Annotated in this window: 17 protein-coding genes and 1 pseudogene; 13 read left to right on the top strand and 5 right to left on the bottom strand. The window is 72.0% G+C overall.

The features are described 5' to 3' along the window. Window positions 1-49: 49 nt before the first annotated feature. Window positions 50-1,405, bottom strand: a complete 1,356-nt coding sequence (locus ACZ43N_RS16075; protein ID WP_468097990.1) for an aminotransferase class III-fold pyridoxal phosphate-dependent enzyme — start codon at window positions 1,403-1,405, stop codon at window positions 50-52. 389 nt (window positions 1,406-1,794) lie between these two features. Here ACZ43N_RS16075 and ACZ43N_RS16070 point away from each other — a divergent pair, with 389 nt between their 5' ends. From ACZ43N_RS16070 to ACZ43N_RS16060, 3 genes are all read left to right on the top strand, one after another. Next, entirely contained in the window at window positions 1,795-2,403 is a 609-nt protein-coding gene (locus ACZ43N_RS16070; RefSeq protein WP_468097989.1) for a DJ-1/PfpI family protein, read from the top strand. Continuing rightward, on the top strand, window positions 2,400-2,867 hold the full coding sequence (locus ACZ43N_RS16065) for a MarR family winged helix-turn-helix transcriptional regulator (RefSeq protein WP_468097988.1): 468 nt from the start codon (window positions 2,400-2,402) through the stop codon (window positions 2,865-2,867). The genes ACZ43N_RS16070 and ACZ43N_RS16065 overlap by 4 nt, the downstream gene beginning before the upstream one ends. 176 nt (window positions 2,868-3,043) lie before the next feature. After that, window positions 3,044-5,146: a serine/threonine-protein kinase gene (locus tag ACZ43N_RS16060; RefSeq protein ID WP_468098173.1), complete on the top strand. Its 2,103-nt coding sequence runs from the start codon at window positions 3,044-3,046 to the stop codon at window positions 5,144-5,146. A 270-nt stretch (window positions 5,147-5,416) separates the two neighbouring features. On the opposite strand, the gene ACZ43N_RS16055 is transcribed toward ACZ43N_RS16060, so the two are convergent. Next, entirely contained in the window at window positions 5,417-6,184 is a 768-nt protein-coding gene (locus ACZ43N_RS16055) for an SLATT domain-containing protein (protein ID WP_468097986.1), read from the bottom strand. 260 nt (window positions 6,185-6,444) lie between these two features. On the opposite strand from ACZ43N_RS16055, the gene ACZ43N_RS16050 reads away from it, so the two are divergent. The 5 genes from ACZ43N_RS16050 (at window position 6,445) to ACZ43N_RS16030 (ending at window position 9,831) form a co-directional block, all read left to right on the top strand. Then, complete coding sequence (locus ACZ43N_RS16050; RefSeq protein WP_468097985.1) at window positions 6,445-6,789, top strand: YbaB/EbfC family nucleoid-associated protein; 345 nt, start codon at window positions 6,445-6,447, stop codon at window positions 6,787-6,789. Between the two features lie 108 nt (window positions 6,790-6,897). Then, a complete protein-coding gene (recR, locus tag ACZ43N_RS16045; protein WP_055536881.1) occupies window positions 6,898-7,497 on the top strand; it encodes a recombination mediator RecR in 600 nt (199 codons plus the stop codon). Then, a complete protein-coding gene (locus tag ACZ43N_RS16040; protein WP_468097984.1) occupies window positions 7,490-8,152 on the top strand; it encodes a DUF5063 domain-containing protein in 663 nt (220 codons plus the stop codon). Before recR ends, ACZ43N_RS16040 begins: the two co-directional genes overlap by 8 nt. Window positions 8,153-8,352: 200 nt before the next feature. Then, window positions 8,353-8,772, top strand: a complete 420-nt coding sequence (locus ACZ43N_RS16035; RefSeq protein WP_468097983.1) for a hypothetical protein — start codon at window positions 8,353-8,355, stop codon at window positions 8,770-8,772. 123 nt (window positions 8,773-8,895) lie between these two features. After that, window positions 8,896-9,831 (top strand): M56 family metallopeptidase, encoded by a 936-nt coding sequence (locus ACZ43N_RS16030; RefSeq protein WP_468097981.1) that lies wholly within the window; start codon window positions 8,896-8,898, stop codon window positions 9,829-9,831. A 608-nt stretch (window positions 9,832-10,439) separates the two neighbouring features. Here the strand turns inward: ACZ43N_RS16030 and ACZ43N_RS16025 are convergent. Then, entirely contained in the window at window positions 10,440-11,282 is an 843-nt protein-coding gene (locus ACZ43N_RS16025) for an alpha/beta fold hydrolase (protein WP_468097980.1), read from the bottom strand. A 477-nt stretch (window positions 11,283-11,759) separates the two neighbouring features. Between ACZ43N_RS16025 and ACZ43N_RS16020 the strand changes: the two genes are divergently transcribed. Continuing rightward, window positions 11,760-12,260, top strand: coding sequence for an SgcJ/EcaC family oxidoreductase (locus ACZ43N_RS16020; protein ID WP_468097979.1), 501 nt, complete (start codon window positions 11,760-11,762; stop codon window positions 12,258-12,260). Between the two features lie 41 nt (window positions 12,261-12,301). Here the strand turns inward: ACZ43N_RS16020 and ACZ43N_RS16015 are convergent, their stop codons facing one another. Continuing rightward, window positions 12,302-13,750, bottom strand: coding sequence for a HAMP domain-containing sensor histidine kinase (locus ACZ43N_RS16015; RefSeq protein ID WP_468097978.1), 1,449 nt, complete (start codon window positions 13,748-13,750; stop codon window positions 12,302-12,304). Then, window positions 13,747-14,541, bottom strand: a complete 795-nt coding sequence (locus ACZ43N_RS16010) for a response regulator transcription factor (RefSeq protein WP_468097977.1) — start codon at window positions 14,539-14,541, stop codon at window positions 13,747-13,749. Before ACZ43N_RS16010 ends, ACZ43N_RS16015 begins: the two co-directional genes overlap by 4 nt. 126 nt (window positions 14,542-14,667) lie before the next feature. Here ACZ43N_RS16010 and ACZ43N_RS16005 point away from each other — a divergent pair. From ACZ43N_RS16005 to ACZ43N_RS15990, 4 genes and pseudogenes are all read left to right on the top strand, one after another. Next, a pseudogene (locus ACZ43N_RS16005) lies at window positions 14,668-14,979 on the top strand (tetratricopeptide repeat protein); the annotation flags it as partial. A 40-nt stretch (window positions 14,980-15,019) separates the two neighbouring features. Then, window positions 15,020-15,448, top strand: coding sequence for a tetratricopeptide repeat protein (locus ACZ43N_RS16000; protein ID WP_468098172.1), 429 nt, complete (start codon window positions 15,020-15,022; stop codon window positions 15,446-15,448). A 259-nt stretch (window positions 15,449-15,707) separates the two neighbouring features. Beyond that, window positions 15,708-16,985 carry an aspartate kinase gene (locus ACZ43N_RS15995; protein WP_468097976.1) on the top strand — a complete coding sequence of 426 codons (1,278 nt, stop codon included), beginning with the start codon at window positions 15,708-15,710 and terminating at the stop codon, window positions 16,983-16,985. Window positions 16,986-17,028: 43 nt separating this feature from the next. Then, a complete protein-coding gene (locus ACZ43N_RS15990; RefSeq protein ID WP_468097975.1) occupies window positions 17,029-18,099 on the top strand; it encodes an aspartate-semialdehyde dehydrogenase in 1,071 nt (356 codons plus the stop codon). Window positions 18,100-18,496 lie beyond the last annotated feature (397 nt).

The raw sequence follows: 18,496 nt of genomic DNA, 5'->3' as shown, positions 1-18,496 counted from the left end.
CGGGACCGCGGCGTTCCGGGACCGCGGCGGTGCGGGCCGCGAAGGCGCGTCAGGTCGTGTACTCGTCCGCCACCGTCAGTGCCGTGTCGAGGGCCGCGAGGCCCTCCTTGGCCTCGGCCTCCGTGATGTTGCACGGGGGCACGACATGGGTGCGGTTCATGTTCACGAAGGGCCACAGGCCCTGTGCCTTGGCGGCGCCCGCGAAGGCCTGCATCGGCGCGTTGGCCTCGCCCGCGGCGTTGTAGGGGACGAGCGGCTCCCGGGTCTCCTTGTTCCGGACCAGCTCCAGCGCCCAGAACATGCCGACGCCGCGCACCTCGCCCACCGAGGGGTGCCGCTCCGCCAGTGCGCGCAGCCCCGGCTCGATGACGGACGCGCCGAGCGCCGCCGCGTTCTCGACGACGCGCTCCTCCGCCATGACGTCGATCGTCGCGACGGCGGCGGCGCAGGCCAGCGGGTGCCCGGAGTACGTCAGACCGCCGGGGTACGGGCGCCGGGCGAAGGTCTCCGCGATGGCGGGCGAGATGGCGACACCGCCGAGGGGGACGTAACCGGAGTTCACGCCCTTGGCGAAGGTCATCAGGTCGGGGACGACGTCGAAGAGGTCGGCCGCGAACCACTCGCCGGTCCGCCCGAAGCCCGCCATGACCTCGTCGAGGACGAAGACGATGCCGTACTTGTCGCACAGCCCCCGCACACCGGCCAGGTAGCCCGGCGGCGGGACCATGATCCCGGCCGTGCCCGGCACGGTCTCCAGGATGATCGCGGCGATGGTCGACGGCCCCTCGAAGGCGATCGTCGTCTCCAGGTGCTCCAGGGCGCGGGCGCACTCCTGCTCCTCGGTCTCCGCGTAGAAACGGGACCGGTAGAGGAAGGGCGCCCAGAAGTGCACGACCCCGGCGGTGCCGGCGTCGGAGGCCCAGCGGCGGGGGTCGCCGGTGATGTTCACCGCCTGCTGTGTGCCGCCGTGGTACGAGCGGTACGCGGACAGCACCTTGGGGCGGCCGGTGTGGAGGCGGGCCATGCGGACGGCGTGCTCGACGGCGTCGGCGCCGCCGTTGGTGAAGAAGATCTTGTCCAGGTCGCCCGGGGTGCGCTCCGCGATCAGCCGGGCCGCCTCCGAACGGGCCTCGATCGCGAACGCCGGGGCGAACGTGGTGAGCGTCGCCGCCTGCTCCTGGATGGCCGCGACGACCTTCGGGTGCTGGTAGCCGATGTTCGTGTAGACGAGGCCGCTGGTGAAGTCCAGGTAGCGCTTGCCTTCGTAGTCCCAGAAGTACGACCCCTCCGCGCCGGCGACTGCGAGCGGGTCGATGAGCTCCTGGGCGGACCAGGAGTGGAACACGTGCGCACGGTCCGCCGCCTTCACCGCGGCGCCGAGCTGGGGGTTGGGCTGAGGGGTCATGGCGTCGAGGGTAGGTGCCGGTGGTGCGGCCCCGACATCGGCGTCCTGTCTGCGGCAGGGCGCCGCACCGCGACAGTGTGTCGCCCCAGGGGGCCGGTTGGGCGCCGGGTGAGGGGTGGCACCTGTTGTACGCCGGATGCGGGTGGGTGGGGGTTGTTCGCGCAGCTTCCCGCGCCCCGGAGGGCCGGGCCTGCGGCCCGCCCTCCCCTGAAAAGCGCGGGGCAGCCCCGGTGCTTTCCGGGACGCGGGGAACTGCGCGAGAAACCACGACGCACCCGCACCCGCCGAAGAGACGGCGCACCCCGAGCTATAACGCGGCCCCCATTGACAGCATCCTGGCAAAGTGTCAGCATGCTGTCATAGCAGCGAACGGCCCCGGAGGAGAAGCCATGACCAGCGCCCCCGTCCACCTCGCCGTCTACGACACCTACGCCGACTGGGAGACCGGCCACACCACCGCCTGGCTGGCCCGCGCCGGCCACGAGATCCGCACGGTCGGCCCGGCAACAGACCCCGTGCGGACCATCGCCGGCGTCCGGATCCAGCCGGATGCCCCCCTCGCGGACCTCCGCCCGCAGGACAGCTCTCTGCTGATCCTCACCGGCGCGGACCTCTGGGACACCGGCGACGACCTCGCCCCGTTCGCCCGCAAGGCGCGGGAGTTCCTGGCCGCCGGCGTCCCCGTCGCCGCGATCTGCGGGGCGACCGCCGGGCTCGCCCGGGAAGGGCTGCTGGACGACCGGGCCCACACCAGCGCGGTCCCCTTCTATCTCGCCGCCACCGGTTACAAGGGTGCCGAGCACTACGTCGACGCGGACGCCGTGACTGACGCGGACGGCCTGCTGGTCACCGCGGGCCCCACCGAACCCGTCGCCTTCGCCCGCGAGGTCCTCCGGCTCCTCGGCGTCTACGAGGGCGAGGTGCTCGACGCCTGGTACCGCCTGTTCCACGACTCGGACCCGGAGGCGTACGCCGTCCTGGAAGCCGCCGCCCGATGAGCCGCGCACGGCAGGACCTGCTCAGCCGCACCGCCCTCGGGATCTTCCGGCTCAACGGCCAGTTCCTGTCCGTCGCGGACGAGCTGGCCCGACCGGCGGGACTCACGGCGGCCTGGTGGCAGGTCCTCGGCGCGGTGCTCCCCGAGCCGCTGCCCGTCTCCGGTGTCGCCCGCGCGATGGGCATCACCCGGCAGAGCGTCCAGCGCGTCGCCGACCTCCTCGTCGACCGGGGCCTCTCCGAGTACGTCCCCAACCCGGCCCACCGCCGCGCCAAGCTCCTCACCCCGACCCCGGCCGGCCGCGCCGCCGTCGCGAAGATCAACCCCGGTCACGCGGCCCTCGCCGACCGGCTCGCCGAGGCCCTCGGCGAGGAGCGGTTCGCGGAGACCGTACGGGTCCTGGAAGGTCTGTCGGCAGTGCTGGAGGACCTGTCCGCCGGGCGGGAGGCTGTTACGGAACCGTAGACACCGGCTCGCCCGCCACCTCCTGCCTCCGCACTACGATCGGTTCGTTGCGCACGTTCGGCACGTTCGGCATGTACACGGCGTAACCGTACGTACGCGACAGGCGTGCGTACACCTACGTACGCGCGCGTACAGATGCGCTGGGGATCGCACGGGGGAGAGGCGGGGCGGTGGCCATGGAGAAGCTCGGGCCGGGGGATCCGCAGCGGATCGGGGCGTACCGGTTGCTCGCGCGGCTGGGCGCCGGCGGGATGGGCAACGTGTATCTGGCGCGGTCCGACCGCGGCCGTACCGTCGCCGTGAAGCACGTACGGCAGGAACTGGCCGTCCAGGAGGAGTTCCGGGCCCGGTTCCGGCAGGAGGTGCAGGCCGCCCGGCAGGTCGGCGGGTACTGGACCGCGCCGGTGCTGGACGCGGACACCGAGGCCGACATCCCGTGGGTGGCCACCGGATACGTCGCCGGCCCGTCCCTCCAGGCCGTGGTCGGCAGGGACCACGGCGCGCTGCCCGAGCGGACGGTGCGCATCCTCGCCGCCGGACTCGCCCACGCGCTGGAGGACATCCACGCGGCGGGACTCATCCACCGCGACCTCAAGCCGTCCAACGTCCTCGTGACGATCGACGGGCCCCGCGTCATCGACTTCGGTATCGCGCGGGCGCTGGAGACGGTCACCGACGGCGGCCTCACCCGCACCGGCGCCCTCGTCGGTTCGCCCGGCTTCATGGCGCCCGAGCAGGTGCGCGGCGACCGCATCACCCCCGCCTGCGACGTCTTCTGTCTGGGCTCCGTCCTCGCCTACGCCGCGACCGGCGACCTCCCCTTCGGCGCCGCCAACTCCGGCGTCCACGCGCTGATGTTCCGCATCGCCGAGGAGGAACCCGACCTGGTGGGCCTGCCCGAGGGGCTCTACGACCTCGTACGGGACTGCCTGCGCAAGGACCCCGCCGCCCGCCCCACGCTCGCCCAGATCCTCCAGCGCACCGGCGCCGAGGACACGGTCTTCGCGGGGCGCTCCCGCGACCCCTGGCTCCCGAGCGCCCTCGTCGCCCAACTCGGCCGCCACGCGGTCCAGTTGCTGGACGCGGAGGACCCGGAGGAGGCCGCGCCGGGGAGCCAGGGGCAGAACGGGGCGGGCGCCCTGGGCGCAGCCGGGGCCGCGGGGGCTGCCGGGGCTTCAGCGGGCGGGGCCGGGCAGGGCGCTCCGGCGGGGGCGCCCGATCTCACCAAGCAGCTGCCCTCCGCTGCCGACGGGCTCAATGGCGCCCCCGGTCACGCCGGGGCGCAGGGCGGTGCCGTGCCGCCTCCGCCAGGTACGCCGGGCTCCGCCCCGCTCGACCGGCTGCCCACGCAGATCGTGGGGGCGGGCTCCCAGCCGCCTTTGCCGGGCGCGCCGCCCAGCTCCGCCGCGTACGGCTTCCCGCAGCAGCCACCGGCGCCTCCGCAGCACCCGCAGCCCACCGCCGGGTACGGACAGCCGCCGGGCGCGGCCCCCGGCTACGGCTATCCGCAGGGCGCCCCGCAGGGCCAGGCCGCGTACGGCGCCTACGGGCAGCAGCCGTACGCCGACCAGCAGCCGTACGCGGGACAGCCGCCGTACGGCGGTCACCAGGCCGCACCGGGCGGGCTCGGCGCGACCCCTCCGTACGGGCCGACCCCCCTCCAGGGCCCCGGCGGTCGGCCGAGACCGGAGCGGAGAGGCGGCAGGCGTTCCTCCGTGCTGCTCGTCGTGGTCGCCCTGGTCGTGGCGCTCGGCGCGGGCGGCTCGGTCTACGCGCTGATGAAGAAGGGGGAGGAGGGGGGCAAGGAGAACGAGGGCAAGGGCGGGCCGACGACGAGCGGGCCCGAGACCCCCGGGCCGACGACGCCCGAGCCGACAGACCCGGAGACCTCCCCGGAGCCCACCACCGAGTCCCCGGACGCGGGCACCATCCCGCAGGAGTTCCTCGGCACCTGGAACGCGACCCTCGACGGCTCCGACGGCTCCGACACCCGGGCACTCGTCATCCAGCAGGGCGAGGTCGGCGACCCCGTGCTCTCCCTCACGGCGGACGGCCCGCTCGAAGGGGGCGGTACGTACCACTGTGTGTTCGAGGCGGAGCTGAGCGAGGCGCCGGACGACGACGGCCCCCTCGAGATCGGCCCCTCCACCGTCACCGAGGGCGAACCGGCCACCTCCTGCTCGCCGGGCGCCGCCACCACCGTCACCCTCCTTCCCGACGGCCGCCTGCGCCGCGTGGACACGGCGGGCAAGTCGGTGACGTACACGAAGGGCGACTGAGCCGGCCGGCGCACCCCGGTTCGCATGGCGACTCAGGGGCCGCGGGATCCGCGGCGACCGCGGGCCCGTCGTGGTCGTCCGTGCGGTTCCCCGCGCCCCTGAAAGCAGGGTCTGCGCCCCGCGCTCTTCATGAAGGGCAGGCCGCACGTCCAACCCTTCAGGGGCGCGGGGAACCGCGCGACCAGCCCCCGTCCACCCGCGGCCGGCGTACGGCGACGCCGCCCCCGCCAGAGGCCTTGGCCGACGTACTCCCGCGCCGCCCGCCGAGGGTCACCGCGCCTCCGGCGGCCGCTGCCGCGGCATGTTCGGCCGTGCCCCCGGCGGCATCGGCGGCCGGCCGGGTGGGATCTCCGCGGGGCGGGAGACCGACCCCCCGGTCTGGATGCCCAGCGGCGCGGCCCCCGCCCCGAAATGCACCATCCAGTCCGCGGTCTCGGCCCGCACCAGCTCCGTCACGTCCTCCGAGAACCGCCGCAGCACCCCGAGGCACCGCTCCGCGGCCTCCCCGGCCGTCCCCTCCGTCGGCCCGAGCACCTCGCGCGCGCTCTCCGACGCCCAGTCGAACTGGAGTGCCTGGAGTCGCCGCTGCACCGCCTGTGCCGTGGCGACATCCCTCATCCACCCGGAGGTGACCCCGAAGAACCGATCCACCACCACACAGGCCACACACCCCAGCAACGCCAAATACCCCCAGGGCGCCATACCGCTCACCACCCCGGTGACGTCCAGCAGCGGCAGCCCGGCCCCCGCGAGGGCACCCACCGCCGCCCCCACCCGCAGCATCCGCGCCGCCAGCCGTTTCCCCATGCGGTCCGCGAGATACCACGCGGCGGTCTCCAGCGCCGCCCGCTCCACCCACCGGTACAGCTCGTCCAGCCGCTCCGCCGGCACCGCCCAGTCCCCGTGCGGAAAGGGCCGCCCGGTCAGATCACCCGCCCACGGCCCGGCCGCCTCCGTCCACGGCTCCGCCCACAGCCCGGACCCCTCACCCCGCCCGTCCTGGGGGGACCCCTCGGGCCGCATCTCCGGCTGGCTCACCCGGTACTCCCTACAGACGACGCTGATGACGACAGTGCGAGACGCGTCCGCACCGCCGTGCCACGGGCCGTGCGCACGCGCTCTTCCTACCTCCCAACGGGTGGCGAAAACCCCGGTTTCATGGCTTTTCCGCCTGGAAGAGATTCTTGATCAGGTATACGAATTCCCGCCTCGTCACTCGAAAGAGTGGCGCCGCGTGGGCCGGGCCGACCACGTAGGCTCGTGGGCGACCGCAAGAGAGCGAAACGAGGGAGCTGAACGTGATCCCCGGTGGTGGCCAGCCCAACATGCAGCAGCTGCTCCAGCAGGCCCAGAAGATGCAGCAGGACCTGGCGAGGGCACAGGAGGAGCTCGCGAACACCGAGGTCGACGGCCAGGCGGGCGGCGGCCTGGTCAAGGCCACGGTCAACGGCTCCGGCGAGCTGCGCGCCCTGAAGATCGACCCCAAGGCGGTGGACCCGGAGGACACCGAGACCCTCGCCGACCTGATCGTCGTGGCCGTCCAGGCGGCCAACGAGAACGCCCAGAACCTCCAGCAGCAGAAGCTGGGCCCCCTCGCCCAGGGCCTCGGCGGCGGTTCCGGCATCCCCGGCCTGCCCTTCTGAACCGTCCCTCCCCGCCACTGACCCCATCCGTGCCCCGTACCGCCTTCCTCGGACCGGCGGCGGCCGACTACGGTACGTACTGAAAGACACCAGGAAGGACGGCAGTCCGTGTACGAAGGCGTGGTCCAGGACCTCATCGACGAGCTGGGGCGGCTGCCCGGCGTCGGTCCCAAGAGCGCGCAGCGGATCGCCTTCCACATCCTTCAGGCGGAGCCGACGGACGTACGGCGTCTCGCGCAGGCCCTGATGGAGGTCAAGGCGAAGGTCCGCTTCTGCGCGACCTGCGGCAACGTCGCGCAGGAGGAGCTGTGCAACATCTGCCGCGACACCCGCCGCGACCCGTCGGTCATCTGTGTCGTGGAGGAACCGAAGGACGTCGTCGCCATCGAGCGGACCCGTGAGTTCCGGGGCCGGTACCACGTCCTCGGCGGCGCGATCAGCCCCATCGAGGGCGTCGGCCCCGACGACCTGCGGATACGGGAACTCCTCGCCAGGTTGGCCGACGGTACGGTCACGGAGCTGATCCTGGCCACCGACCCGAACCTGGAGGGCGAGGCCACGGCCACGTACCTCGCCCGCATGATCAAACCCATGGGCCTCAAGGTCACCCGCCTGGCCAGCGGCCTCCCGGTGGGCGGCGACCTGGAATACGCGGACGAGGTGACCCTCGGCCGCGCCTTCGAGGGGAGACGATTGCTGGATGTCTGACGCCACGCTGCACGCGACCGGCCAGAACCCGGACGATTTCGCCGTCCAGATCGCGGACCAGATCGAGAGCTTCCTGGTCGCGGTCACCGAGGTGGCCAAGGGCGACGAGCCGGACTCGGCCGTCCCCTTCCTGCTGCTGGAGGTCTCCCAGCTCCTCCTGGCGGGGGGCCGCCTCGGCGCGCACGAGGACATCGTGCCGGACGAGCGCTACGAGCCCGACCCGGGCCCCGAGCAGGACGTCGACGAGCTGCGCGAACGCCTGGCCGCCATGCTCGACCCGGTCGACGTCTACTCCGAGGTCTTCGACCCGTACGAGCCCCGCAAGGCGCCCGTGCCGGCCCGTATCTCCGACGACCTCGTCGACGTCATGGCCGACCTCCGCCACGGCATGGCCCATTACCGCGCGGGCCGCACCACCGAGGCGCTGTGGTGGTGGCAGTTCTCCTACTTCTCCAACTGGGGCTCGACCGCCTCGGCCACCCTCCGCGCCCTCCAGTCCCTGGTCGCGCATGTCCGCCTCAACCAGCCACTGGCCGAACTCGACGGCCTCGACACCGACCAGGAACTCATGGGCGACGAAACCCTGGAGTTCGAGGCGGGCAAGGTCATGGCGGAGGAGATCGCCGGGCCGCTGGGGTTGCGGAAGGTCAAGTAGACCGACGGGTGAGCACACGGCGGGAGCGCGGCGCGTGAGCCGCCGACTCCCGCCGCATGCATGACGAGCGGCACCCACCGGCGGTCGTCATGGGACGTATGAGTGCCTCGCACGACCATCGCCCCCACCGCGGACGCCTCCGGACCCCCAGGGGTGCTGAGACCGGTCGGCCGAGGCCTCGGGCCGGGCATGATGCCCCCATGACACTCAAGCCATGGGCATGGGCGGGGATCGGCGTCTGCGGGGCGGGCGTCGCCACACTGGTCGGCTTCGCCTTCGTCGACCTGGGGACGGCGGACCAGATCGCCAGTGTGGCCGGGGGGTCGGTGGGCCTCATCGGCCTTGTGCTCGCCGTCGTCGCCCAGTTCGGCGGCTCCTCCGCACCGTCGGCACCGCCCACCGCGCCCGCGAGTCCCCCGCAGGTCACCGCGTCCGGCGCCGGCGCGATCGCCGCCGGCGGCGGCATCGGTGCGGCCTCCACCGGGGGCGCGCCCCTCCCGGCGCCCGCGTCCCCGGCGCCGACCCCCGCGCCCGCGCCGCCGACGGGTGGGGTGACCGCGTCGGGTCCCGGTTCCATCGCCGCGGGCGGCGACATCGGAACGGCGTCCACGGGCACCTGACGCGGTGACGGCGGCCCGCGGATTTCCTGTCCACGGCGCCTGATGGGGCCCGGTACCGGCGGTAGCGTATGCACCGTCGTACGTACTGCGTGGCTCCCCCCGACAAGGAACCGGACCAACGACGTGACCGTTCTCCTGCTCCTTCTCACCGCCGTGGCCCTGACCGCCGCCTTGCTGGGCCCCCGTGCGCTGCTCCGGGCCGGCTGGCCGGAGCGGGAACCCGTGGTCGCGCTGTGGGCGTGGCAGTGTCTTCTCGCGGCGGCGTTGCTCAGCTGTCTCGCGGCGCTGGTGCTGGGTGCGGCGGCCGTGTTCGAGACGGTCCGGACGCATGCCTTCGCGCCCGCGCCGCCGGCCGTGACCGCCGCGTACGACCTCACCGCCGCGCCGCCCTGGACGGCCGTCCTGACCCTGCTGCTGGCCTGCGGGGCCGCGTGGAGCGGCGCCATGCTCGCCCGGGAAGTCGTCGAGGCCCGGCGCCGCCGGCACCTGCGGCGTGCCCATCTGCGCGAGCGGGCCCCCGATCTGCCAGCGGGCCTGCCCGACGCGCAGGGCCCGCTGCTGGTGCTGGAGGACGAGTACCCGGACGCCTGGCTGATGCCCGGCGCCCCTCCCCAACTGGTCGTCACCACCGGCGCGTTGCACAAGCTGACCGACCGTCAGCTGGACGCCGTGCTCGCCCACGAACTCGGCCACGCCCGCGCCCGCCACGACTGGCTGCTCCACCTCTCCACCGCTCTCGCGACCGGCTTCCCGCGCGTCCCGCTCTTCGCGCACTTCGCCGACCAGACCCACCGACTCGTCGAACTCGCCGCCGACGACACGGCGTCCCGCCGCTGCGGCCACCTCACCACCGCGCTCGCCCTGATCGAACTGAACCAGCACCGGGGCGTGTTGAGCTGCGCCAACACCCGCCGGCTGCTCGGCGACCGGGTGGAGCGGCTCCTGTCGCCGCCGCCCCGCCTGGACCGGACCCGCCGCGCGGCGACCACGACCGTCGCCGCGCTCCTCGCCCTCCTCCCGCTCCTCATCGCCTTCGCTCCGGCGCTGGGGACGCTCTAGGGCTGTGACCGGACAGGTTCACCGGCTCGCGGCGTCCGGCACGGCACCGAAGGGCTTTCCCGTAATCCCCGGCGGGCGCACGACGCCGGCTGCGGCACCTCGTCGCGTTGTCGGAGCGCCCGCATACATCCCGTGTGCGGACGCCCCTCCGCCTTGCGATGCTCCCCCACTGCCTGAACGGCGTGGGAGGTGCCCTCAGCATCCGACGGCGTGCGCTGATCCACCGCGGATCACGGGACAGCCCTGAGCCGGCGTTGTCGCATCACCCGCGTACCTCCAGTACGCGGGTGACACTCCGCTTGCGATGCTCCCCCACCGTCGCGTTGTCGGAACGCCCGCATACATCCCGTGTGCGGACGCCCCTCCACCTTGCGATGCTCCCCCACTGCCTGATCGGCGTGGGAGGTGCCCTCAGCATCCGAGGCCGTGCGCTGATCCACCGCGGATCACGGGACAGCCCTGAGCCGGCGTTGTCGCATCACCCGCGTACCTCCAGTACGCGGACACCCCTCCACCTTGCGATGTTCCCCCACTGCCTGAACGGGCGTGGGAGGTGCCCCCAGCGCCGGACGCCACGAGCTGTCCGGCAAACCTGTCCGGTCACAGCGCTAGCGGTCCGACTGTTCCCGCAGGAAGTCCATCAGGACGGCGGTGAGTTCGGCGGGGGCGTCCTCCTGGACGAGATGCCCCGCGCCCGAGATCGGCTCGAATCGCGCACCCGGGATGCGGGCGGCCAGCTCCCGCCCCTTCGCCAGGGGAATCCAGCCGTCGTCCTCGCCCCAGCACACCAGCACCGGGATGCCGATCTCCCCGTACCGGTCCTGGATCTCGTCGGTGTGGGCCTGGTCCGCCTGGGCGATCTGCCGGTAGAAGGCGGGCTGCCCGTGTTCGCCGAGCCACGGCTGGACGAGCCGGTCGATGACCGCCGGGTGCAGCCCGGGTCCGCTGGCGGAACTCACGTACTCCCTCACGAGGGCCTGGTGCAGCGTGGGAGGCAGCTGTTCGAAGACGTCGGCGTGCCGGCCGAGCAGCCGGAAGGACGGGGAACCCCACGGCGCCAGCGCCACGGGATCGACGAGGGCCAGCGCGCGGTAGGGGACCCCGTGCAGCAGATGGGCCCGCAGGGAGACGGCCCCACCGAAGTCGTGCGCGACCACGGAGGGTTCCCTCAGCCCCCACTGCGTCAGCAGCTCGGCGAAGACCCGTCCCTGGGCGGCCAGGGAGACGTCCTGACCGGTGTGCATGTCCGACTCCCCGTACCCGGGCATGTCCCACACGAACACCTGGTACCGGCCGGTGTCTGCCAGCGCTTGCGCGATGCCGCGCCAGACGTAGGAGGAGAAGGGGGTTCCGTGACACAGCACGACCGGGTCCTGCCCGTCCCCGGCCATGCCCCACCGCACGTCCCCCGACGCACTACGGAAAGTCTCAGTCAGCGGCACTTCGCTCATGGCTGTCTGCTACCCCGGTGAACGCCGTCGTCACGGCGGCGAGCAGCAACTCCGGCTGCGCGTAAGGTCTTTCCGGCGCAGACCGGCGTCCACAGGACCGTTCGCCTCCCATGGTCGCGCACCATGTCGCCGTAGCGCCGCGTGACCTCGTGGGACGCCTCCCTGCACCCGCAGGCCGGCCATGGCGGCCCAGCGGTGGCGAAACCGCGGCAGTGGGACAGGGGTGGACGTTGCGGGCATGAGAATCCTGCGCGTGGTGGTGAGCGCATGTCTTCCGGCTACAAGTTGCGTGCGGTTTACGGCAGTTCGCCGACCGCTGAGCACGTTGGCTGAGCAACTCACCGTAAGTTGTCCGCCTCTTGCATGGGCCCTGTATCTCCGCTGCACGGCCCCTAACCAGCTCCACGCGAACCTGGAGTCACTTCCACCGCACCAGAAGCGGAGGCAGTACACCCCCACTTCGCACGGGAGATCGTGATGACCCGCAAGAACCGGATACGCGCCGCCATCGTGACCGCCACCGCCCTCGTCACCGCCGGTACGGTGACCGCCGGCGTCAGCATGGCCGGCGCCGAGTCCGCGCCGAAGAAGCCCTCCAAGAAGGAGATCGCGGCGCTCTTCGACGGCTGGAACAAGTCGCTGCAGACCGGTGACCCGAAGAAGGTGGCCGACCGCTACGCGAAGGACGCGGTACTGCTGCCGACCGTCTCCAACAAGGTCCGCACGAACCGCGCCGGAATCGTCGACTACTTCCACCACTTCCTGGAGAACAAGCCCCGGGGCGAGAAGGTCCAGACGATCATCAACGTCCTGGACGGCAACTCCGCGATCGACGCCGGCGTCTATCAGTTCACGCTCACTGACCCGAAGACCGGCGACAAGCGCGTGGTCACGGCCCGCTACACGTACGAGTACGAGAAGCGCAACGGCGTCTGGAAGATCGTGAACCACCACTCGTCGGCGATGCCCGAGGGCTGATCACCGGCACCAGTACCGGTGGCTGAGCTTCACCCCCCGGCTCAGCCACCCCCGTGCCGCGCCGCCCGCAGGGTGAGGGCGACGCACAGGCCGCCCCTTGGCGCGTCCTTGAGGATCACGGTTCCGCCGTCGTCGGTGACGAGTTGCTTGACGACGGCGAGACCGAGGCCCGAGCCGGACCTCCCGGTGAGGCCCTGGCCGCGCCAGAAGCGGTCGAAGGCACGTGACTTCTCCGCGTCCGACATACCGGGCCCCTCGTCCAGCACCGACAGCACCACCTCGTCGCCCCGGGCTTCCACGCGCACGGTGATGGTCGCACCGTCCGGTGAGACCTCCAGGGCGTTCGACAGCACGTTGTCCAGGACCTGGTCCAGATGACCGGGACTGGCCAGCACGAGCGGCCGGCCGTCGGCACTCCCCCTGAGCGTGATGGTGACTCCGCGCTCGTCGGCGGCCGGTCTCCACACATCCAGGCGCTCCTGGATGACCTCCCGCAGGGACAGCGGTTCCGCCGCCGTCACCTTCGCCTCGGCCCGGGCCAGCACCAGCAGCCCGTTGACGAGACGGCTCATCCGGACCACCTCGGCGGTGGCCTGCTCCACGTCCTCCCGTACGAACTCGTCGTCGACCCCGTCCGCGATGTTGTCCAGCGACAGCCGGAGCGCGGTCAGCGGGGTGCGCAGCTGGTGCGAGGCGTCCGCCACGAAGATGCGCTGTGAGGCGATGAGCGTGTCCAGGCGCTCGCTCGCCTGATTGAGGGTGCGCGCCAGGGTCTGTGTCTCCTGCGGGCCCGTGATCGCGGAACGCGCCTTCAGGTCGCCGTCGCTCATCCTGCTCGCCATCTCGTTGAGCTGGCGCAGCGGAGCGGTCAGCCGCCGCGCGGCGAACACGCCGATGCCCGCGGCCGCCAGCAGGACGAGGACGGCCAACCCCGCCCGGAAACCCCAGATCTGCCAGAGCCGGTCCGTGAGGTGGTCGGTGGAGAACTTGATCCGGACGGCGCCGACGACCTCGTCCGTCTGCTCCTTCCCGTCCGTCTTCGCCCTGTCCGTCTTCGTCCCGCGCGTCTTCGTTCCGTCCGCCTCCTTGGCGTCCGGGGAGCGTTCGAAGGCCGGGACGGTGACCACCAGGTTCTTGCCCCAGATGAAGTCGGAGCCCCAGTCGACGGTCTTCTCGCCCCGCTCCAGGGCCCTCGCCAGCGCCGGATCCGGCGTCGGCCGCCGCAGTGTCTCTTGTACGCACCGGTCGGTGGTGGAGACCTCGACCTTCTCCTGGTTCTTCGGATACGCCCCGGCCATCTTCGCCAGCGCCTCGCAGGAGGCGACGTCACCGGTGCCGAGGAGCCGGGCCATCGTCCTGGCCTCGCGGGTGATGGACTCCTCGGTGTCGTCCCGCAGCTGCTTGGTGAGCGTGAACGCCACCGGCACGGTGAACAGGGCGATCGCCACAGCCACGAGGAGCACATAGCTGCGGATGAGCTGGCGGATCATGGCGTGCCGCTGCTTCCGTGGGCGCCGCCGGTGGTGGTGCCGCCGTTCCCGTTCGCGCCGCCGGGCGTGCCGCCGTTGCGCCCGCTCGCGCCGCCCAGGGCACCGGCGTTCTCGTCGGCGCCGTTCACGATGAGCCGGAAGCCCACACCGCGCACCGCCTCGATCGTGATCGCCCCGGCCAGCTTCCGTCGCAGCGCCGCCACATGCACGTCGAGCGTCTTCGTCGGGCCGAACCAGTTCGCGTCCCAGACGGCCTCCATGATCTGCTCGCGCGACATCAGCGCGCCCGGCTCCTCGGTGAGGAACGCCAGCAGGTCGTACTCCTTGGGGGCCAGCGCCACCTCCGCGCCGTCCAGGTGCACCCGCGCTGCCTTGCGGTCGAGGGTGAGGCGCGGGCCGTACCGGTCGGGGCCGGCCGGGGGCGCGTCGGCGGGACGGGGCTGCACCCGGCGCATCACCGCCCTTATCCGGGCTATGACCTCGCGCACCCCGAACGGCTTGGACACATAGTCGTCGGCGCCGAGTTCGAGGCCGACCACCCGGTCCGTCTCGTCGCTGCGGGCACTGATCACGATGATCGGTACGGCACTGCGGTGGCGCATCGCCTTGCAGACGTCGAGCCCGTCGGTGTCGGGCAGTCCGAGATCGAGGAGCACCACGTCGTACGGGCCGTCGTACGACAGCGCCGCCCCGCCCGTGGTCACCCACTCCACCTCGAAGCCGTATCGCTGCAGCCCACGCCGGAGCGATTCGGCGACCGGCTCGTCGTCTTCCACCAGAAGTACGCGCACAGGCGAACCATAATCGTTGAACTTTGAGACGGTCAGTCGCCTGGAAGGTCGCCTGGCTCCGGGCTCCGGCTGGGGACCGACGTCGACAGGGAGGGGTGCGCTCAAGGTGGAGGCGTCGGGCAGGACGTGCGGGAGGCGGTACGCCTGCCGGAACGCGCCCATGGCGTCGCCGTACGGTTCCTGGGGGCCGAGCACCACAGCGCGCTCGTGGTGGCGAGCAACCTTGCTCTGGCGTACGTGGAGGCCGGTGACACCGACCGCGCCGTCTCCCTGATGCGGTGGGTCCGCGAGGTCGGCGAGCGGGTCCTGGGCGAGTACACCCCCGAGTACGGGGTGCTCCTCGGCAACCTGGGATCGGTGCACCACGCGGCCGACGACCTGGACACGGCGACCGACCTGCACGCCCGGTCGGTGGAGATCCTGCGGAACACCGTGGGCCGCGACGACCCCCGGACCTTCCGCGCCCGCCCGGGGCAACCTGCTCAACGACCTGATCACGGCCGGCCGCGGCGCGCAGGCGGTGCAGGTCATGGAGGAGTACCTGGCGGACTGCGTGCGGCGCCACGGCGAGGACCATCCGGCCACGCTGCACGCCCGCAACAACCTGGCCGGGGCGTACCAGCACGCCGGGAGCCTCGACAAGGCCATCGACCTGCTGCGCCGCAACGTCGCCCACCGTGAGCGGCTCCTCGGCCGGGACCACCCGCAGACCTCGCTGTCGCTGAACAACCTCGTCGGCGCCCTCCTGCGGGCGGGCCGGGCGGACGAGGCCGCGGCCGTGTACGAGCGGGCCCTGGCGGCGTACGCACGCTCACTCGGCGCGGACCATTCCCACGTCAGGAAGGTGCGCGACAACCTTCAGGACGCGCGCCGGGCGGCCCGCGACGGAACTGCGCCCCCCGAGTGACCTCGCCCACTTTGAGGACTGCGGTGTGCCCGGGGCGGGCAGGGACAACCCCGGAGCGGCCTGGCCACCGACGGTCTCCCGGCGAAGAAGGCGGGGCGAAACCCGGCGGAGGCCCGCAGAAATCCGAGGCGATCGAAAGGTGAGCGGGACATCTCACCATGCGGGAGCCCGGGGGCGGAATTCGGCCGCTCGATAGACTGAGCCGACCGCAGTACGTGTGTATGTGCGGATAAGGGACGAAACCGAGCGAGGAGCGCACGTGGGCCTTGTCGTGCAGAAGTACGGAGGCTCCTCCGTAGCCGATGCCGAGGGCATCAAGCGCGTCGCCAAGCGGATCGTGGAAGCCAAGAAGAACGGCAACCAGGTGGTTGTCGTGGTCTCCGCGATGGGCGACACGACGGACGAGCTGATCGATCTCGCCGAGCAGGTGTCTCCGATGCCTGCCGGACGTGAGTTCGACATGCTGCTGACCGCCGGAGAGCGTATCTCCATGGCCCTGCTGGCCATGGCGATCAAAAACCTGGGCCACGAGGCCCAGTCGTTCACCGGTAGCCAGGCAGGCGTCATCACCGACTCGGTCCACAACAAAGCCCGGATCATCGACGTCACGCCCGGCCGTATCCGGGAGTCCATCGACCAGGGCAACATCGCCATCGTCGCCGGCTTCCAGGGCGTCAGCCAGGACAAGAAGGACATCACGACGCTGGGCCGCGGCGGGTCGGACACGACCGCCGTCGCGCTGGCCGCCGCGCTCGACGCCGAGGTCTGTGAGATCTACACCGACGTCGACGGTGTCTTCACCGCCGACCCGCGGGTCGTGAAGAAGGCCCGGAAGATCGACTGGATCTCCTTCGAGGACATGCTGGAGCTGGCCTCGTCCGGCTCCAAGGTGCTGCTCCACCGCTGCGTGGAGTACGCCCGCCGCTACAACATCCCGATCCACGTCCGTTCGTCCTTCAGCGGACTGCAGGGCACGTGGGTCAGCAATGAGCCGATTGAGCAAGGGGACCAGAAGGTGGAGCAGGCCATCATCTCCGGTGTCGCGCACGACACCTCCGAGGCCAAGGTCACGGTCGTCGGCGTCCCGGACAAGCCGGGCGAGGCCGCCGCGATCTTCCGCGCCATCGCCGACGCCGAGATCAACATCGACATGGTGGTGCAGAACGTCTCCGCCGTGACCACCGGTCTCACCGACATCTCCTTCACCCTCCCCAAGACCGAGGGCCGCAAGGCGATCGACGCGCTGGAGAAGAACAAGGCCGGCATCGGCTTCGACTCCCTGCGCTACGACGACCAGATCGGCAAGATCTCCCTGGTCGGCGCAGGCATGAAGACCAACCCGGGTGTCACGGCCTCCTTCTTCGAGGCGCTGTCCGACGCGGGCGTCAACATCGAGCTGATCTCCACCTCCGAGATCCGCATCTCCGTCGTGACCCGAGCCGACGACGTCCCGGAGGCCGTGCGCGCCGTGCACACCGCCTTCGGACTCGACTCCGACAGCGACGAGGCCGTCGTCTACGGAGGCACCGGCCGATGACGGTCCGTTCGTACGGTCCGTACGGCGGCGGCACCGGCCGTTGATGGCCGTCGCCGCCGGGCGGGCCGGCAGGCCGACGCTCGCGGTCGTGGGGGCGACCGGGGCCGTCGGCACCGTCATGCTCCAGCTCTTGTCCCACCGCGCGGACATCTGGGGCGAGATCCGTCTGATCGCCTCCCCTCGCTCGGCCGGCCGCAAGCTGGCCGTGCGCGGGGAGGAGGTCGAGGTCCTTGCCCTCGCCGAGGAGGTCTTCGACGGGGTCGACGTCGCCCTGTTCGACGTGCCCGACGAGATCGCGGAGCGCTGGGCGCCGATCGCGGCGGCCAAGGGCGCGGTGGTGGTGGACAACTCGGGCGCCTTCCGGATGGACCCGGAGGTGCCCCTCGTCGTCCCCGAGGTCAACCCGCACGCCCTGCGCGTCCGGCCGCGCGGCATCGTCGCCAACCCCAGCTGCACCACTCTCTCCATGATCGTGGCCGTGGGCGCGCTGCACGCCGAGTACGGGCTGCGTGAGCTGGTGGCCTCCTCGTACCAGGCGGTCAGCGGCGCGGGCCGGGCCGGCGTCGACACCCTGCGCCGGCAGATCTCCCTCGTCGCCGGTACGGAACTGGGCACCAGCCCCGGTGACGTACGGCGGGCCGTCGGCGACGACACCGGGCCGTTTCCGGAGCCGGTGGCACTGAACGTGGTGCCGTGGGCCGGTCAGGCGCGCGCGGACGGCTGGTCCTCGGAGGAGATGAAGGTGAGGGACGAGACCCGCAAGGTCCTCGGGCTGCCGACGCTGCCGGTCGCCGTGACCTGCGTACGGGTCCCCGTCGTCACCGCGCACTCGCTGACGCTCCACGCCCGCTTCGAGAGTGAGGTCACCGTCGCCAAGGCGCGGGAGATCCTCGCGACCGCGCCCGGTGTGGTCCTCTTCGACGACCCCGGGGCGGGGGAGTTCCCCACTCCCGCGGATGTCGTGGGCACCGATCCCACCTGGGTCGGCCGGGTCCGCAGGGCCCTCGACGACCCCACCGCCCTCGACTTCTTCGCCTGTGGCGACAACCTCCGCAAGGGCTCCGCGCTGAACACCGTGCAGATCGCGGAGCTGGTGGTGGGCGGACGCGTGTGAGGGGCGGCCGGTAGCCCTGGGGCGCACGTGTGGGCGCCCCTTCCAGGGGCCCGGCGTCCATCGGGCGTTGTCCTGGGGTGCACTGTTCGTTGGCCCTGCGTGCACCGTCCCGCGAATCCGTCGCGCGGAGGCGGGCGTTGGGATAGACCGGCTGTCGCGGGGCGTGAGCGCCGTCGGCTGCCGCGGGCGCTGTCGGTGGCGGCGTGTAAGTTCTTCGAGTCGGCGGTTCGGCGGGCGAAGGATTTCCGGCCGGACAGCCGTGTGATTTCCGGGTTGATTCAGGCCTCCCGGGGATCGAGGATTTTGCTCCCCGTCCGCCGCAACCGCGCGGCGGACGGGGAGCGTCTTTAACGAGCGCCCTTCGGCGGGGCTGGGCGCGCACGGACTCGGGGCATAG

This window comes from Streptomyces sp. NPDC030814, from assembly GCF_055572155.1.
This window is presented reverse-complemented; position numbering and strand designations above follow the sequence as displayed.

Excerpts from the sequence above, each read along its gene's own strand:
- ACZ43N_RS16015 (WP_468097978.1), bottom strand. The coding sequence starts at position 13,750 with ATGATCCGCCAGCTCATCCGCAGCTATGTGCTCCTCGTGGCTGTGGCG.
- ACZ43N_RS16060 (WP_468098173.1), top strand. The coding sequence starts at position 3,044 with ATGGAGAAGCTCGGGCCGGGGGATCCGCAGCGGATCGGGGCGTACCGG.
- ACZ43N_RS16035 (WP_468097983.1), top strand. The coding sequence starts at position 8,353 with ATGACACTCAAGCCATGGGCATGGGCGGGGATCGGCGTCTGCGGGGCG.
- ACZ43N_RS16070 (WP_468097989.1), top strand. The coding sequence starts at position 1,795 with ATGACCAGCGCCCCCGTCCACCTCGCCGTCTACGACACCTACGCCGAC.
- ACZ43N_RS15990 (WP_468097975.1), top strand. The coding sequence starts at position 17,029 with ATGGCCGTCGCCGCCGGGCGGGCCGGCAGGCCGACGCTCGCGGTCGTG.
- ACZ43N_RS16075 (WP_468097990.1), bottom strand. The coding sequence starts at position 1,405 with ATGACCCCTCAGCCCAACCCCCAGCTCGGCGCCGCGGTGAAGGCGGCG.
- ACZ43N_RS16040 (WP_468097984.1), top strand. The coding sequence starts at position 7,490 with ATGTCTGACGCCACGCTGCACGCGACCGGCCAGAACCCGGACGATTTC.
- ACZ43N_RS16020 (WP_468097979.1), top strand. The coding sequence starts at position 11,760 with ATGACCCGCAAGAACCGGATACGCGCCGCCATCGTGACCGCCACCGCC.
- ACZ43N_RS16065 (WP_468097988.1), top strand. The coding sequence starts at position 2,400 with ATGAGCCGCGCACGGCAGGACCTGCTCAGCCGCACCGCCCTCGGGATC.
- ACZ43N_RS16025 (WP_468097980.1), bottom strand. The coding sequence starts at position 11,282 with ATGAGCGAAGTGCCGCTGACTGAGACTTTCCGTAGTGCGTCGGGGGAC.